Here is a 15,507-nt window from a genome sequence, read left to right on the forward strand (position 1 = left end):
TCACTACTCTTTATGAAGAGGTGTTGTCACTACACATTGAAAATAAGAGCCTATCTAATTATACAAATCATGTGCTATTTTGATCGCTACGGCTAGTATGAAAGATAAGAAAAAGACACTTTGCAAAATGGTTGATTGGAGTGGAGCCAGCGTCACTCCTAGGGGATTTAGCGTCACAGAGGAGACCCTGGAGCGAACGCTAGTGAGTGAAGCGGCTCCTCAAACGCCCCCTGGAAAGGACGCTGGCGGAACGGAAATCAACCCCTCATCTTGCCAAGTTGCTTTTTCTGCCGTTGACATCCTCTTTTTTCAACAACATGACCCTCTTAAGACCATTTTCTTAAGAGGGTTTCTAGTTTTTATCTAAATAAACTTAGTAACGATCCCATCTGCCTCAACATATTAACTCCATTTGTAATCGTCCCAGCATGCCCCATAATCGTATTTAAATGATCTGGTAAATTTCCTAGTCTAGGGCCTTGTTGTTGTTGATTGGGAGAATAGTAAGGTTGCACCATTCTACCTCGAAAAGGTGGGCCAAAATATTGCCTATTGTTTGGCGGATATGGGCCCCTTCTAGCATTCGGCTGAAAATATGGCATTTATACACCCCCTATCTGAAAGCTTCTCACTAGTATATGTGCAAATATTAATAGCGAATTAGACTTTTGAAGAAGAGGTTAAAAATAATGAGGGAACCATACTAGTTTCCCTGTCATACTATAAGAAAAAAAGAAGGTGGTACTATTCAAGGCTCTCATTATCTTACCTTTTTAGCTAAGTTCGGGGTTGGAGGCGCACATCCAGGGGGCATCAATCTATCAAAGGCTGTCTTGCAAGCAGAGAATATCGAGCAAAACGCACATATTTTAGATGTAGGATGTGGTACAGGACAAACGGCCGCTTATTTAGCATCTTCCTATCAAGCAAACGTCACAGGTCTCGATATTCAGCCTATCATGATAGAAAAGGCTCGTCAGCGCATGCAGAAAGCGCGTCTACCTGTTAGTCTTCTGCAAGGCTCTATAGAACAAACCTCGTTAGCGAACGAGTCATTTGACTTGATTCTAGCTGAGTCGGTTCTAGCCTTTGTTAATCTACAGCTGGCTTTGCAGGAAATTTATCGTTTATTGAAAAAAGGTGGCCGCTTCATTGCCATTGAATTCACCATTCCCAAAACACTTCGCACTAAACTTACAGAGGACATCCAACAATTTTATGGCTTTCAGTCTCTCCTCACAAAAAAGGATTGGGTAGGACTACTACAACAGGCTGGTTTTCATGATATCCATATACAAAAAAACAAATCCATCTCATCCAAGCCGGAATTTCAAGTGTCCACAGATATGGAATCTGAGTTCTATGAAATGATGGATCAGCACATCGCCATGAATGAAAAATACGAAAAAATTTTAGACTATCGCATCTATATCTGTACAAAATAATGAGCCAGCATCCAAAGCGTTGCTGGTTTTTTGTGCTGTCACAGCATATTTTATGACACCTGTCATCAAGATCCTTTGACTGGTGTGAATAGGTTTTCTTTTGAGATTTTCTTATCCTTAAGGTAAGAAAACAAAGAAAGAGTGATCGAACTTATGCAAACGCAACAAAGACTTCCTTTTATCGATATGTTAAGAGGCTTTGCGGTTTTAGGAACGCTCGGCACAAATATTTGGATTTTTGCTTATTTAGGAGATTTATCGTATATCACAACAAGTAACTATTCTGGTTGGTGGTCCTCCCATGATTTTTTACGAATGGTCGTATTATTTTTCGTTAATGGTAAGCTGCTTGGACTGTTAACGATTATGTTTGGGGTGGGCTTACAATTAAAATATCAGCAAGCCTTACGTAGAGGCACAGCTTGGCCTGGCGTGTATCTGTGGACTATCGTCTTTTTAGGGTTGGAGGGGCTGCTGCATTACACGCTTGTGATGGAATATGATATTTTAATGAGCTATGCCGTCACAGCCTTCATCGTTGCATTTATTGTGCGTTTGGGAGACAAGGTCATGACAGGCGCCTTCTATCTTTTTGGTGGCTTTCACGTTCTATTGATTCTGCTTATTTTTATCAGTACCTTACAAGGAGCAGGAGTTTCCTTAAATGGTATGGCGTCCGTTGCCGCGCTCTATGAACATGGCACATGGCTTGCGCAGGTACAGCATCGTCTAACAAACTTTTTATTTTATCGCTCAGAAGCTATTTTTATTATCCCAATGAATGTCTTTTTATTTTTACTTGGCGTGAAGTTCATGCGTAATGAGGTATTTTCACCAACAGACAAAGGACGCCTTGCTCGACAAAAGCTATTTAAGATTGGTGTATTCATTGGCATTCCTATCAATCTGCTTATTTTTATTCCTGGTGGGCTTTTTGATTTACCTGTTCGCTATCTATGTGCCCCTATTCTATCTATTGGCTATATTGGAATTTTAGGTAAACTGGTAGAATATAAGAGGCTAGATTGGCTTTGGCAGCGCTTTGCCTATGTCGGCAAAATGTCTTTAAGCTGCTATGTCCTCCAAAACGTGCTTGCGTCGATCATTTTTTATGGCTGGGGGCTTGGCTTAGGCGGGCAAGTCAATAGCTTCACCGTCATTGGTATTTGGCTATCTCTATCTATCTTACAGCTAGTTATAGCATTCGCTTGGTTACAGCCATTTCAAATGGGTCCGATGGAATGGCTTCGTAAAAAAGCCCTTCAAGCAATGACACAGCAATCAGCAACAAAGGATGGTGCTAGTAATAAAAATATATCCAAGAGAACAAATTAAGCATTATTTAATCATTGATACAGCTTCTGTCATTTTCTTGATCACTATGGTGCTAGGGTCTTATTCCCTTCCCTTTGCTATGAAAATAGCAGTGCTCCTTTTATACCTAATAGCCTTCTACATTGCTTTATGGCATCGAGATGGGAGGCTACTTGTTGCATCACTAGTAGCCTTTGTCCTTATCACCTTACTTGGCATTTTAGTCGATCCTTTTATGCTTATTTTTGGCTTTACCTTTGCCGATTTACTAGGACGGGCAAAATCAAAAAGGCATATTGCCTGTGGAATCGTAGCCATCGCTGTCATGTTTTTGACAGTCATGTACATAACAACAGATTCCCTTTTACAAAAGGAGTCACAGGTGCTAGTACCGATTATGATGTTTCAGCTGGTGCTCCCGATTCTCATTTATTTTGTGGAAAAGTCGAAAAATCTGCAAGCCGAACTGGCAGACGTGAATACACAGCTTGTTCAGCAAGAGGAACGACAGCGAATTGCTAGAGACCTTCATGATACAATCGGTCATACACTCACAATGATTAAAGTGAAAACCGAACTAACGACAAAACTAATCGACCGAGATCCTTCAAGCGTGAAGCCTGAGCTACATGATATATTAGCCACTACCCGTACAGCCTTAAAACAGGTACGTGAGCTAGTGTCTGAGATGAATTTTATTTCATTACAAACGGAGCTTATCCATTGCCAGCAGCTTTTACAAAGTGCGAATATTACGACAACCCTGGCCAATCAATGTCCTCAAATCGTACTTTCTAGTGTGGAGGAAACGATGCTCGCTTTATGTGTACGTGAGGCCACTACGAATATTCTCAAGCATAGTCAGGCTAAAAAATGCCATATCACCATCTATTGTCATGCTGGACAATATACCCTTGTGATGAAGGACGATGGCATCGGTTTACAGTCACAAGGACGCGGGAATGGCATCCACTCCATAAAAGAAAGAATGCATATGTTGCAAGGCTATGCCATGATTGACAGTGACACACCAACAGGCACAAGCGTCACACTTAACCTACCAATTCAAGACGGAAAGGAGCCTCTAACATGATACGTGTATTACTAGCAGAGGACCAGCAAATGTTACGTGGTGCCTTGACTTCGCTCCTAGCATTTGAACCTGATATTGAGGTCATAGCCGAGGTGGCAGATGGTCAACAAGCATGGGAATTTATCCAGCAGGAACCACCAGATATTTGCCTCGTCGATATCGAAATGCCCCATCTGTCAGGGCTAGAGCTTGCTGAAAAAATACAACAGGCCAACCTCCCTTGCAAGGTGATGATTGTAACAACCTTTGCACGTCCAGGCTATTTACAGAAGGCAATCGATTGCGAGGTTCACGGCTATCTATTGAAAGATGAACCGATTGATTATTTAATCGCTACTATCCGAAAAATCATGCAGGGAGAAAAGGTGGTCAGCAAGGATTTAGCTGCTTCCTTATTTATGAAGGAGCAAAACCCTTTAAATGAACGAGAAATTGCGGTACTTCAGCTAGTCAAAGAAGGCTTGACTACAAACGAAATCAGTAAGCAATTATATTTAACAAAGGGCACAATTCGCAATTATTTATCAACCTCTATCCAAAAGCTACAAGTGGAATCCAGACAGCAAGCCGCTCAGGTAGCAAGTGAAAAAGGCTGGCTTTAAAAAAATCTCGCCACAGCCGTGACGAGATTTTTACGAGGTTAGACATTATTTTATGGAAACGATTATTTTCCTTGTAGCACTACATTTGTCGCTATAGCCCAGTTGTTTAATGGGATAACGATATAGCTGACATTTGCCTTCAACGTGCCACCGTTCGCTAGATCAAAAATGCCCACAGCACCTTTACGTGATGAATAACGATATTGTGCTTGCAATATGCTTCCATCATTTCCTTTTAGCTCTACACTTCGGCCAGCAAGTAAATCAGATGGTGGATCGTTTCTTAATTGTAATTCAATGGATTTTTCATCTATTGCTTTCGCTGATTGCAGGGTGAATGGCGCGATTTCATTCGCTACAAAGCTCTTTCCATCTATCTCCGCCCATTGTGCGTACACACGGTAAGTCACACCTGGTTTTAAAACTTTGCCAACAGGAAGTCTAAATTGAGGAGCTTGTCTGCCATCAGCTGCTTGTGTAAATGGTACATAATTAGCAACAAACTCTTCTCCCTCACTTGTTTTCACTGTCACATAGCGATCACGTAATGAAGAAATAACATCAAAGCGTTTTCCGCTAGCATCTCGATTATGACGATCTAAGCTAAATGCTAAATCTCCACGACCCGCGCGATAGGCTTCAATAATGTTAGCATAATCTACTACACCATCCTCTTGGAATGATTCCAACGTGAATGTATCGTTTGTGACTTGCTCCACATGGCGTACATACACCTTTTCATCCGTGCCCTCAAAAACTTGATTGCGTTGCTCTTTATAGCTCAAAGTATAAATAAAATCATCTTCTTGGAATGTTGTCGGTACAATATATGTACTCTTAGAACCTGTCATTAAGCGTGGCACATTGACAATCGCTAAATCTCCATTAAAAGTAAAATGTTTTTTAATGGCATCTAAATTATTTAGGTCTACATCAGCAGCTGCTAATGGCTGATTAAATGTAATTTGTAGTGTCATCGTATTTAATGGTTTGATGTTTGTTATTTTAGCTACTTGCTCATTTTCCGCTGCTGCTACCGCTTTATTGCTTGCTGCATCCACATTTAATGGCTCGCCTACGGTTACTAGACCTGCTGATAATACCGATAAAGCTAATGCTGCTGGGACAAGACGTTTTCTTAATTTCATTTGTTGAACTCTCCTTTATGGTGTTATTTGGTTTACAAAATTTATCATAAGGTCCATATCTAAACTGCCAATAAATAAATGATTAAAAAAGAATTAAAAAATAGGAAAAATAATTTAAGAACAAAAAAACTGTAGAGAGCCGTCTCTACAGTTTGGGTTATGTCGCGCCTGCTGCAAGGAGGATTTGTTCGACCTCTTTAAATCCTCGCTGTTTTGCATGTTGCAGTGGTGTCACCTTATTTTGATCGGGAATATTCACATCAGCACCATGTTCAATCAGCAGTTGTACCACGGTTTGCTGTGTTGCATTGCCGTTATTTAAGACAATTGCCTCCATCAGGGCTGTCCAGCCTAAATGATTCACATGATTGACGTCCATGTCAGTATTGCTCAATAGCTCCTCGATGACCTCCACATGACCATGTTCTGCTGCTGGTATGAGTGCTGTTCCCCCATATCGATTTAAAATAGTCGGATCGGCACCAGCTTGGATGGTCATTTTTAAAATAGCCAGATAGCCTTCCGCCCCTGCATAGAGAAACGGCGTATTTTGCTGATTATCCTGAATATTAACATCTGCTCCTGCATCTATTAATAATTTCGCTGCCTCTATATCCTGATTGTAGGTAGCAATCATTAAGGCTGTTCGGTTATTTGAATCCTGAGCATCGATATTCACATTTTGACTTAAAACATGTTGAAGCCCATCGATATCTCCCTTTTCAGCTGCTTTCAGCAACGCACTCGACCAATCTGTTTGCAGCACTTCACTATGCTGGATCGTCTCTGTATCATGTAAGGCACACCCTTGAAGTAAAAATGTTAATGTGATGATAACTGCCTGCCTCTTCTTCAATTTTCATACACCGCCTTTCTTTCCTCAGTGTAAGTGGTAATGCTAAATTGCCCATTAATGCATTCTTAAAAAAGTCTAAAAAAATCCCCCGCCACAAGGACGAGGTAGTTTGTACTTAAACATTGAAGCGGTAGCCTGCACCCCATACTGTTTCCAAAAACTTGGGCTGTGCTGGATCTCGTTCAATTTTTTCACGCAGCTTTCGGATATGAACGGTGACAGTCGAAACATCTGCAGCGGATTCATAGCCCCAGTTTCGCTCATAGAGCTGCTCTTTACTTAAAACTTGATTGGGGTGTTTGACAAAAAAGACGAGTAAATCAAATTCCTTAGTTGTAAAGGCAATTTCATCCCCATTGACAAACACCTTTCTAGCCGAAGTATCGATTGTAATGCCATGAATGGACATCATATGATTCGTTTGCTGATTGGTCGCCAGTCGCTCATATCTTGATAAATGGGCCTTGACCCTTGCCACTAATTCACTCGGACTAAATGGTTTCGTAATATAATCATCCGCTCCTAGTCCAAGACCGCGAATTTTATCAATATCCTCTTTTTTAGCTGAAACAAATAAAATGGGAATATTGTGTACGGCTCGAATCTGTTTACAAATTTCAAAGCCACTCATCCCAGGCAGCATAATATCCAAAATGATTAAATCATAATTGCCTTCAAGTGCCTGCTTTAGTCCATCCTCTCCATGATGTTGGATAGCTACTGTAAAACCATTAATCTCTAAATAATCTCGTTGAAGCTCTGCTATGCTCACTTCATCTTCAATTAGCAGAATTTTTTTCATGATGATTCACCTTCTCCTCATCTTTTTTCAATGAAATGACTATGCTCGTCCCCTTCGTTAATTCGCTCTTTGCCCAAATATCGCCGCCCATTTCAACAACGATTTGTTTTGCAATGGCTAACCCTAAGCCACTGCCACCTGTTTGCGAATTACGTGAAAGCTCCGCACGGTAAAAACGATCAAAAATATAGGGTAATGCGGCAGGATCAATGCCTGCACCATTATCTGTTACCTGAATAATTGCATCCTCTGCTCGCTCATGCAATGAAATAATAATTTGCTTATATGGCTTATCCATATATTTTTCGCTATTGCTTAAAAGGTTCGTCAAGACACGTCTTAATTTATCTCGGTCCGCCATCGCAAAAAGCGGCGAGCCTGCTGATATATATTGTAAATGAATGTCTCGTGCAATAAAATCAAAGCTCGCATCCTCTACATAATCATGCATATATTGCTGGAGATTGACGCTTTCCATTTGGAATGGAATCTTTTTTAAATCCAATTTAGAAAATAAGAATAGCTCATCAATTAATACATCCATATCCTTTGCTTTTGTATAGATAGTTGTTAAATATTTATCCATTTTTTCCTCTGTATTCGCCACACCATCTTTAATGCCCTCCACATAGCCGATAATAGAAGTCATTGGCGTTTTTAAATCATGGGAGATATTGGAGATGAGCTCTTTCCGATTTTCCTCATATTGGAGCTGAAGCTGGATTGATTCTTTTAATTTGACTCTCATTTCCTCGAATGACCGATTCAGCTGTCCAATTTCATCATTCGAGTGGGACGCAATCTCAAAATTCAAGTCGCCCGATTTAATGCGTTCCGCCCCTTTTTTTAATGCTGAGATCGGTTTAATAATACTTCTTGAGACTAAATAATTTAAAAAACCAATAATCATCATAAATAAGACAAATAAAATACCTAAAAGAATTGGTAAAAGTTCTCGCGTTACCTCCGCATGGGAACTAACCTCTCTCAAAACGAAAATACTTCCCGCTGTTTGATCGGGGAAATAAAAATCAAATTTGACATACGTATAAAAGGCCTGATTTATCATAATCGTGTCACGAGAATTAATATTGGTCGCTTCAAAACCAGGTAAACTTTGAAGCAATAATTGTTTATGCTCTTTCTGCGTTGAATAAACAATTTGATGATCTTTTCGTACCACAATCTCAATCGAAGGCTCATTGATTTTTTCTAGCTGTTCGAGATTTAAAAGCTGCTGGGGATTATTTTTAGCTAGCCATTTTAAATCTAGAAAGGCATTTTCCTCCACCGTCGTCAAAGGTTTTTGGACATAGGATTTTTTATAAAAATGCTCAATTGCTTTGACATCGCCCGTAATGGCAAAGGAAAAAAGAAATACGGCTGCTAGTAAAAGCGTGATGGCAATGATAATGACACCCACATATGATAGCAAAAACCTTGTTTTAATTGACATCTACATTCCCCCAATAAGCTGAAACTACTAGCAATGTACCATACAAATCTTAAAACTTTATAAAATCATGCTGAAAAATCTATAAACAATTTATAGTATTGCGCTCATGCTAGTGAAATAAACAAAAAAAGATACGGCACAATCCTGCTATGCCGTATCTCTATGCTTTATTTAGTTTCTTCTGCTCTTAACTTCTTCTTTGTTTGCCAGCCTAAAATGAGGAGTTCAATCAACACCACAGCGATTAATGAAGCACCAAATAGTGGCATTACAATCCCTAAAATCACAAGGAAAATGATGAATGGCATGGACATTTTATGAGAAATTTGCGGTGGTGCAGACAGCTCTCCTTTTTTTCTACGTAAAATCCAAGTGCGAATTCCCCACATTATTACGGCTAAAAAGGCTAGACAAACCACTAAATTTAATAGCTTATTCGGCCAGCCGAATAAATGCCCCTCATGTAATGGGATGCCCCATGTAAAGAATTTGGCTAACATGCCATAATCGTCATAATTCACTTGATCGATAAACTTCCCACTATACTGATCAAAATACATTGTGGCTTCGGCTGTAGGCTTCACATCCAGCCCTGTTACACCAGAATTACTAGCCTTTGCCACTGTATAGACACCCTCACCGTTTGACGGATAAATAATCGAATATGGCTTAGTGATATTCTTGGCATTGATTTCTTTTTCAAGTTGAGCAATCGTCATTTGGCTGTCGTTCGTATAACGGACAGCGCCACCACCATGATGCTGTGCATGTTCTCCTTCTGATGTGGGTGCCTCTAATTGACGAGTGGCCCATGGCATTTCAGAGACATCAGATGTTGGTGGCTTTTGTTGAAGTAATGGATACCCAAAAGTAGGATTTTCTGAAGCTATATCTGCTAGCATCGAACCTTGAAAAGCAGACCATAATAGCCCTGTAGAAATGAACATCACCATTGGAATCGTAATGATTGTCCCAACAAGTGCATGCAATCTCTTACTTTTTTGTCTCTTATTCTCCGACTTGCCCTTCTTTAGGAGATTTCCTTTGAATGTCATATAAAGCCCTGACAGTAATAAAAAGATCGTCCAACATGCCGCCAGCTCTACTAAATAGTTCACAAAGGTACCACCAATAAAGAGGGAGCTATGCGTATTTCTCATAATATTTGAAAATGTATAATCGGCATCCTGACTACCAACCATTTGATTGTGGTCATCTAAAAATACGTACTTTTGTTTAGTGCCATTTGATAAAGTTAAACGCGTATTATAAGGCTCCTCCAACATAATCACTTTTGTAGTAGAGTATCCAGCAAATGCCGCCTCCGCTTTTTCCACAGCCTCATCAATTGTTAAGACCTCTTCCTTATGGCTCTCACCAAAGAAATAATCGTCATATAATCGATTTTCTACATCTGTAAAAAACAAATAGCCAATCCCACTTAATGTGAGAGACAGCAATAAAGGCGTAATAAAAAGTGCTGCGAAAAAATGCAGTCGCCAAAACCTTGAATAAAGCAAATTTTTCATATTTGATCTCCAATCTCTCTATTTATAGCAGATTAATTATATAAATAAAAAGTGAAATATGAATGAAGTCCTAAAGGCAGTTTTATGACAAACAAATGTATTCCAATTGGTATTGTTATTAATGTAGCCAAAAAAATCATAGCCAAACCTGCAAGTTCAGCTATGATTTCGATAAATTACAAACTCATATTGACAAGAATTTTACATTGGCTACGGTCTTTCGTTAATGCCTCGAAGCCTTTTTCCACGATATCTTCTAAAGCAATTTGGCTTGTGATGACAGCTTGTCCATCAATCACACCACGAGCAAGTAATCGAATCACTTCAGGGAAAATATTCACATAGGCGAACGAGCCACTAATTTTCACTTCTGGTGAAACCACCGCATTTGGGTTAAATTCTACAGGTCTTTCCCAAACGCTGACGATTTTAAATTCGCCACCTGGATGAACCGCACTAACACCGCTTGTAAATGTTGCTTGCACACCTGCTGCATCATACGCAACATCTACCCCACCAGATGTTTTTTCACGAATAAACGCTACTGCATCTGTGTCGATTGGATTCATGACATAGGTCGCGCCTAATTCAAGTGCTTTTTGGCGTCGTTCATCCGAAACCTCTACGACAAAAATTTCGCTTGCCCCCGCAGCTTTCACAGCCTGCAAGACTAATAATCCAATAGGACCTGCGCCAAAAATGGCTGCTGTATCGCCAAGCTTTAATTGACTTTGACGAACTGCATGAACCGCTACGGCTGTCGGTTCAACAAGTGCGCCTAGCTCTAAGCTCATATTCTCAGGAAGAAGGTGAATATTTTCCTCTTGCACGACTGCATATTCAGCAAATCCTCCAGAAATCGTATAGCCATAAGATTGACCACGCTTACATAAGTTGGAATAGCCACGTCGACAATTATCACATTTACCACATGGGATTGGTGGCTCCACTGCCACACGATCACCTACTTTTGTTTGTGTAACGCCTTCTGCAACCTCTACAACGACACCTGCAAATTCATGGCCTAAAACGGGTTGTGTACGGAATGCATAAGCCCCGCCTACATATTCATGTAAATCACTACCACAAATTCCAGCAAAGGCAACTTTCACTTTCACCATGCCTGGTGCTAGTGCTGGCAGTTGTGCCTCCTCTACTCGAATATCTTTTATACCGTATAATTTTGCTGCTTTCATCTTATTACCTTCTTTTTATAATTTTGTTTGAAGACCATGTAACACGAAATTGACTGAAAGCTCCGCAATCTGTTCAGGCGTTGCTTGTAAGGAAGAACGATTTAAAAACGGATTGTTCAAGGAATACATTAAGGTCCCCATAATAAAGTTCAACGCAACATCAAGTGACTCGAAGTGAATGGTCTGCTGCTCCTGACAAGCCAATAAAATTGTCCGAAGCTGCTCCCAGGAAGGTAAAAACACATCCTTTAGCATCTCAAGCCTTGGACTATTCATGACAATTTCTTGCTGTAAAATATCAATTAATTCATGCTCATGGATTCGGTAAAGAACAAAGTTTCGACAAAAGCTACGAAGCGCACCGATTGAATCTTCAACATCATAATGAGCATTCATAAAGGTGTGGCGTAGCGGTTCAAATAATGCATTAAAGACATTTTCCTTACCACCAAAATGATAGGAAACAAGTGCAAGTGACACATCTGCTTCTTCACAAATTTGTCTCACCGTTGTGCCATCAAAGCCCCTTGATGAAAACAAGGCTTTTGCCGCTTGTAAAATTTGATCCTTTACCTCTTTATTTTTTTCTTTTTGATCGATCGTAATCACCTCTTTTTTGAACAAACGTTCAAAACAATTGTTCAACGAAATTGTACGCCTCCTATAAATAATTGTCAAAGCATGTGCTTATTAAAAAAGGCTACTTCGTTTTTCGAAGTAGCCAAACATATTCTATCCTATTAATTCTTTCAAAACATTGGCATACGCTGCTAAAATAGATGGCTCATGTGTAGCATCATGCCCAACATATTGTTCGACAAGCTCCTTTAAAGGTCTAGGCTCTTGCATAATTTCAAATTTGAATAAGCTTTCATAGTACTCAACAACTTGTGGATTCATGTGGACCGCTCCTTTAATTTTTTACATAAAAAAACATCTTTCCCTCATCAGAAAGATGTCTACTATGACAAATACACGACATAATACGATGGCTGCCAACTCGAAAGAAGCTTTCTATTAAACATAGAAGCTACCTTTTTAGCAATCATCGTACTATGAGCATGCAGGAGAAATTCTCTAGTCACACTCAACACCCCCTATCCGCGTAGGTTTTTTGGCTGTACTAGATAAAGGCAGGTCTCCTGGCTCATGTTCATCACACCTTTCACCTTCCCATTACGACTCGTAACAGTGGCCTTTTGAAATGTGCTCCCATTTACAGTTGCGGGACAGCGTCGGATTCACACCGATCTTCCCTTTTAAACAAATCCAAAAATCGGATTTGTACCTCTATCCTATTATTCCGTTTTTATTATTATACCATAGTATTAAATCTAAACAGCATAGAAATGTCGCGCTTTCCTTCACTTTTGAGGTTCTAACCACTAGTTTTGGCGTGCTATCCTTTACTTTTGAGGTTCTAACCACTAGTTTTGGAACGCTTTCCTCTACTTTTGGATTTCTATCCAGCAGTTTAAACTCTATCCTTCTCTTTGATGATTCTATCCACCACTTTTAGAACGCTATCCTCTACTTTTGAGATTCTATCCACTAGTTTAAACTCTATCCTTCTCTTTGATGATTCTATCCACCACTTTTAGAACGCTATCCTCTACTTTTGAGATTCTATCCACTAGTTTAAACTCTATCCTTCTCTTTGATGATTCTATCCGCCAGTTTTATAAAGCTTTCCTCTACTTTTGAGATTCTATCCACTAGTTTAAATTCTATCCTTCTCTTTGATGATTCTATCCACCACTTTTGGAGTGCTATCCTCTACTTTCGGAGTTCTATCCTCCTGTTTAAACTCTATCCTTCACTTTTGAGATTCTATCCACCTGTTTAAGCGCTACCCTTCTCTTTGATGATTCTATCCACCACTTTTAGAACGCTATCCTCTACTTTTGAGATTCTATCCAGCAGTTTAAACGCTATCCTTCTCTTTGATGATTCTATCCGCCAGTTTTGGAGCGCTATCCTCTACTTTCGGAGTTCTATCCACCTATTTACCAGCTTTCCTCCTCTTTAATTTCAAATATTTAGAAATTACTCTATAATTAAGGAAAAAAGGGGGCGTTATGAGATGATTATGGGTTTACATCACGTGCAAATTACGATTCCGAAAGGCTGTGAGGAGCAGGGGAAGGATTTTTATTGCCGTGTCTTAGGACTTCAGGAATTGGAGAAACCGGACTCACTTAAAGGTCGTGGGGGATTTTGGTTACAGCTTGGTCAGCAGGAGGTTCATGTGGGCACGGAAGATGGCTTCGATCGTTTGACAACAAAGGCGCATATTGCGTATCAAGTAGCGGATATTCAGTATTGGAGGAAGAAACTCGCAGAACATCAAATCGAGATACTCGATTCTGTGCCCATTCCTCATTACGAGCGCTTTGAATTCCGTGATCCGTTTGGCAATCGCGTAGAAATGATACAGGAAATCGTGTAAGCTGCCTCGTTTTGGGGCAGTTTTTTTCATGGAATTGTTCCATATTACATCTTACTGAAACATTTGTAATAAAACTGTAAATTCCCTTGATAAAGCCTTTTATAGCAAGTGTTGAGGCCCTACCTTCCGTTACCCTGGTAACATTTACCGCCCAGAAGCCCTACATTTTCATGCTACGATTATTTCCATGGCAAAGGTATACAGGAGAAATCCTACTAGATGCTTTAGGAGGTTATACACAACATGAATAAACGATTTTTATCTACAACACTTGCATTAACAATTGGATTTAGTTCATTTGGAATGGTGCAAACAGCGATCCAGCCGATACAAGTAGAGGCTGCGACAACCAATGCCCAGAACAACGCACAGGCGGTAGCTGCAAAAGCAGACCAATTAATTCAGACTGGTAAAAGCTTAATGGGGCAAGCAACATACAGCAATTCGGTTTACAAGCCTACATACCCATACAAATTTTCTTGTGCTTCATTTTTAATGTACATCTTCGAGAAAAACGGGGTAGACCTTGGTACGTATAATGAAAATTATATGATTCAGCAAGGGACCTATGTAGCGAGAAACCAATTACAAAAAGGCGATTTAGTGTTCTTTAAAAGTAAAAAAACAGGGACTGATCCCGATCATGTCGGTATGTATATCGGAGACAATAAAATCATCCACATGGCTGATACCAAACAAAATATTGTTATCTCTGATTTAAATAGTAAGCCGTATTATACGGAAAACTATGTATCTGCACGTAGAGTATTACCTACCCTACTATCTGCCAATCCAGCTACAAAAGGCGATAAAATTGTAGAGAATGCCCTCACATACAAAAACAAAGTAACAATTAGCTCAACAACAAATGAGGCTAGTCTACGCTTTACAGCTCCAACTTTTGTTGATTTCATCTATCGTAAAAGTGGTGTGACACTCGGCTCAACTTCATTAAACGACTTAATGAACCAAGGATCTACTGTGGCACGTGCTAACTTGAAGAAGGGTGATTTAGTCTTCTTTAATAGTGTCAAAGGCTCTAAAACACCTTCACTTGTCGGAATTTATGCAGGTGATCACCGTATCATTATCCCTAATTCAGATGGTGTGATGACAAGAGTGTTATTTGTAGATTATTATACTGAACATTATATTACAGCGAAGCGCGTTTTCTCTGATAGCACCTCTACACCCAGTGTAAGTGCACCTTCAGCAAGTACATCTGCCGATAAAATTATTGCCACTGCTTCGGGCTTAACAAGCAAAGCAAAATTCGGCTATACGTACAATGAGAGTGCACTGACTTTTACAAGTGCGGGTTTTACTTATTATGTCTTTAAAAAGCATGGTATTGATTTAAAAGATAAACTAGCAAGTAAACAGGCTTTAGTAGGGACACGTATTCAAAAATCACAGCTTCAAAAAGGGGATCTACTATTCTTCTCTACGAATAATGGTGGCCAAGAAATCACACAAACGGGTATTTATATAGGGAATAACCAATATATTAGTATGACAACTAATAATATTGTGAAACAAAACATTTCTTCGACTTGGGCACAAAAGAATTTTGTAACCGCTCGACGGGTTTTAAAATAAATTAGGATGGGGTGTCTC

At 39.7% G+C, this 15,507-nt stretch carries 16 protein-coding genes and 1 riboswitch; of the genes, 6 read left to right on the forward strand and 10 right to left on the reverse strand.

Annotated features, from left to right (window positions below):
- Positions 1 to 359 precede the first annotated feature (359 nt).
- The gene (locus tag ACEVFT_RS17555; protein ID WP_205442760.1) at positions 360 to 602 is read right to left on the reverse strand and encodes a hypothetical protein; all 243 of its coding nucleotides are present in this window, start codon (positions 600 to 602) and stop codon (positions 360 to 362) included.
- Positions 603 to 833: 231 nt separating this feature from the next.
- On the opposite strand from ACEVFT_RS17555, the gene ACEVFT_RS17560 reads away from it, so the two are divergent.
- The 4 genes from ACEVFT_RS17560 to ACEVFT_RS17575 all read left to right on the forward strand — a co-directional run bounded on the left by ACEVFT_RS17560 (position 834) and on the right by ACEVFT_RS17575 (position 4,454).
- Positions 834 to 1,445 (forward strand): class I SAM-dependent methyltransferase, encoded by a 612-nt coding sequence (locus tag ACEVFT_RS17560; RefSeq protein ID WP_393950863.1) that lies wholly within the window; start codon positions 834 to 836, stop codon positions 1,443 to 1,445.
- A gap of 153 nt (positions 1,446 to 1,598) precedes the next feature.
- Positions 1,599 to 2,780 carry a DUF418 domain-containing protein gene (locus ACEVFT_RS17565; protein WP_393950864.1) on the forward strand — a complete coding sequence of 394 codons (1,182 nt, stop codon included), beginning with the start codon at positions 1,599 to 1,601 and terminating at the stop codon, positions 2,778 to 2,780.
- Positions 2,740 to 3,852 (forward strand): sensor histidine kinase, encoded by a 1,113-nt coding sequence (locus ACEVFT_RS17570; protein ID WP_393950865.1) that lies wholly within the window; start codon positions 2,740 to 2,742, stop codon positions 3,850 to 3,852. Before ACEVFT_RS17565 ends, ACEVFT_RS17570 begins: the two co-directional genes overlap by 41 nt.
- A complete protein-coding gene (locus tag ACEVFT_RS17575; protein WP_393950866.1) occupies positions 3,849 to 4,454 on the forward strand; it encodes a response regulator transcription factor in 606 nt (201 codons plus the stop codon). Before ACEVFT_RS17570 ends, ACEVFT_RS17575 begins: the two co-directional genes overlap by 4 nt.
- Positions 4,455 to 4,516: 62 nt before the next feature.
- Here the strand turns inward: ACEVFT_RS17575 and ACEVFT_RS17580 are convergent, their stop codons facing one another.
- The 9 genes from ACEVFT_RS17580 to ACEVFT_RS17620 all read right to left on the reverse strand — a co-directional run bounded on the left by ACEVFT_RS17580 (position 4,517) and on the right by ACEVFT_RS17620 (position 12,526).
- On the reverse strand, positions 4,517 to 5,602 hold the full coding sequence (locus tag ACEVFT_RS17580; protein WP_393950867.1) for a hypothetical protein: 1,086 nt from the start codon (positions 5,600 to 5,602) through the stop codon (positions 4,517 to 4,519).
- A gap of 157 nt (positions 5,603 to 5,759) precedes the next feature.
- On the reverse strand, positions 5,760 to 6,458 hold the full coding sequence (locus ACEVFT_RS17585) for an ankyrin repeat domain-containing protein (RefSeq protein ID WP_393950868.1): 699 nt from the start codon (positions 6,456 to 6,458) through the stop codon (positions 5,760 to 5,762).
- Positions 6,459 to 6,573: 115 nt separating this feature from the next.
- Entirely contained in the window at positions 6,574 to 7,260 is a 687-nt protein-coding gene (locus tag ACEVFT_RS17590; RefSeq protein WP_205442750.1) for a response regulator transcription factor, read from the reverse strand.
- On the reverse strand, positions 7,238 to 8,716 hold the full coding sequence (locus tag ACEVFT_RS17595; RefSeq protein WP_393950869.1) for a sensor histidine kinase: 1,479 nt from the start codon (positions 8,714 to 8,716) through the stop codon (positions 7,238 to 7,240). Before ACEVFT_RS17595 ends, ACEVFT_RS17590 begins: the two co-directional genes overlap by 23 nt.
- A 167-nt stretch (positions 8,717 to 8,883) precedes the next feature.
- Positions 8,884 to 10,245, reverse strand: a complete 1,362-nt coding sequence (locus ACEVFT_RS17600; protein ID WP_205442748.1) for a PepSY-associated TM helix domain-containing protein — start codon at positions 10,243 to 10,245, stop codon at positions 8,884 to 8,886.
- Between the two features lie 176 nt (positions 10,246 to 10,421).
- Positions 10,422 to 11,441 carry a 2,3-butanediol dehydrogenase gene (locus ACEVFT_RS17605; RefSeq protein ID WP_393950870.1) on the reverse strand — a complete coding sequence of 340 codons (1,020 nt, stop codon included), beginning with the start codon at positions 11,439 to 11,441 and terminating at the stop codon, positions 10,422 to 10,424.
- A 15-nt stretch (positions 11,442 to 11,456) separates the two neighbouring features.
- The gene (locus ACEVFT_RS17610; protein WP_393950871.1) at positions 11,457 to 12,086 is read right to left on the reverse strand and encodes a TetR/AcrR family transcriptional regulator; all 630 of its coding nucleotides are present in this window, start codon (positions 12,084 to 12,086) and stop codon (positions 11,457 to 11,459) included.
- A gap of 87 nt (positions 12,087 to 12,173) precedes the next feature.
- A complete protein-coding gene (locus tag ACEVFT_RS17615) occupies positions 12,174 to 12,341 on the reverse strand; it encodes a hypothetical protein (protein WP_205442745.1) in 168 nt (55 codons plus the stop codon).
- A gap of 62 nt (positions 12,342 to 12,403) precedes the next feature.
- Entirely contained in the window at positions 12,404 to 12,526 is a 123-nt protein-coding gene (locus tag ACEVFT_RS17620) for a hypothetical protein (protein ID WP_279381284.1), read from the reverse strand.
- Positions 12,527 to 12,556: 30 nt separating this feature from the next.
- A riboswitch (cobalamin riboswitch) is annotated at positions 12,557 to 12,748 on the reverse strand.
- Positions 12,749 to 13,524: 776 nt separating this feature from the next.
- Between ACEVFT_RS17620 and ACEVFT_RS17625 the strand changes: the two genes are divergently transcribed.
- Both ACEVFT_RS17625 and ACEVFT_RS17630 read left to right on the forward strand, forming a co-directional pair.
- Positions 13,525 to 13,890, forward strand: coding sequence for a VOC family protein (locus tag ACEVFT_RS17625; protein WP_205442744.1), 366 nt, complete (start codon positions 13,525 to 13,527; stop codon positions 13,888 to 13,890).
- A gap of 243 nt (positions 13,891 to 14,133) precedes the next feature.
- Positions 14,134 to 15,489 carry a C40 family peptidase gene (locus ACEVFT_RS17630; protein ID WP_393950872.1) on the forward strand — a complete coding sequence of 452 codons (1,356 nt, stop codon included), beginning with the start codon at positions 14,134 to 14,136 and terminating at the stop codon, positions 15,487 to 15,489.
- Positions 15,490 to 15,507: the final 18 nt, after the last annotated feature.

It is taken from the genome of Lysinibacillus sp. PWR01 (genome assembly GCF_043359455.1).
Classification (GTDB): Bacteria; Bacillota; Bacilli; order Bacillales_A; family Planococcaceae; genus Lysinibacillus; species Lysinibacillus fusiformis_F.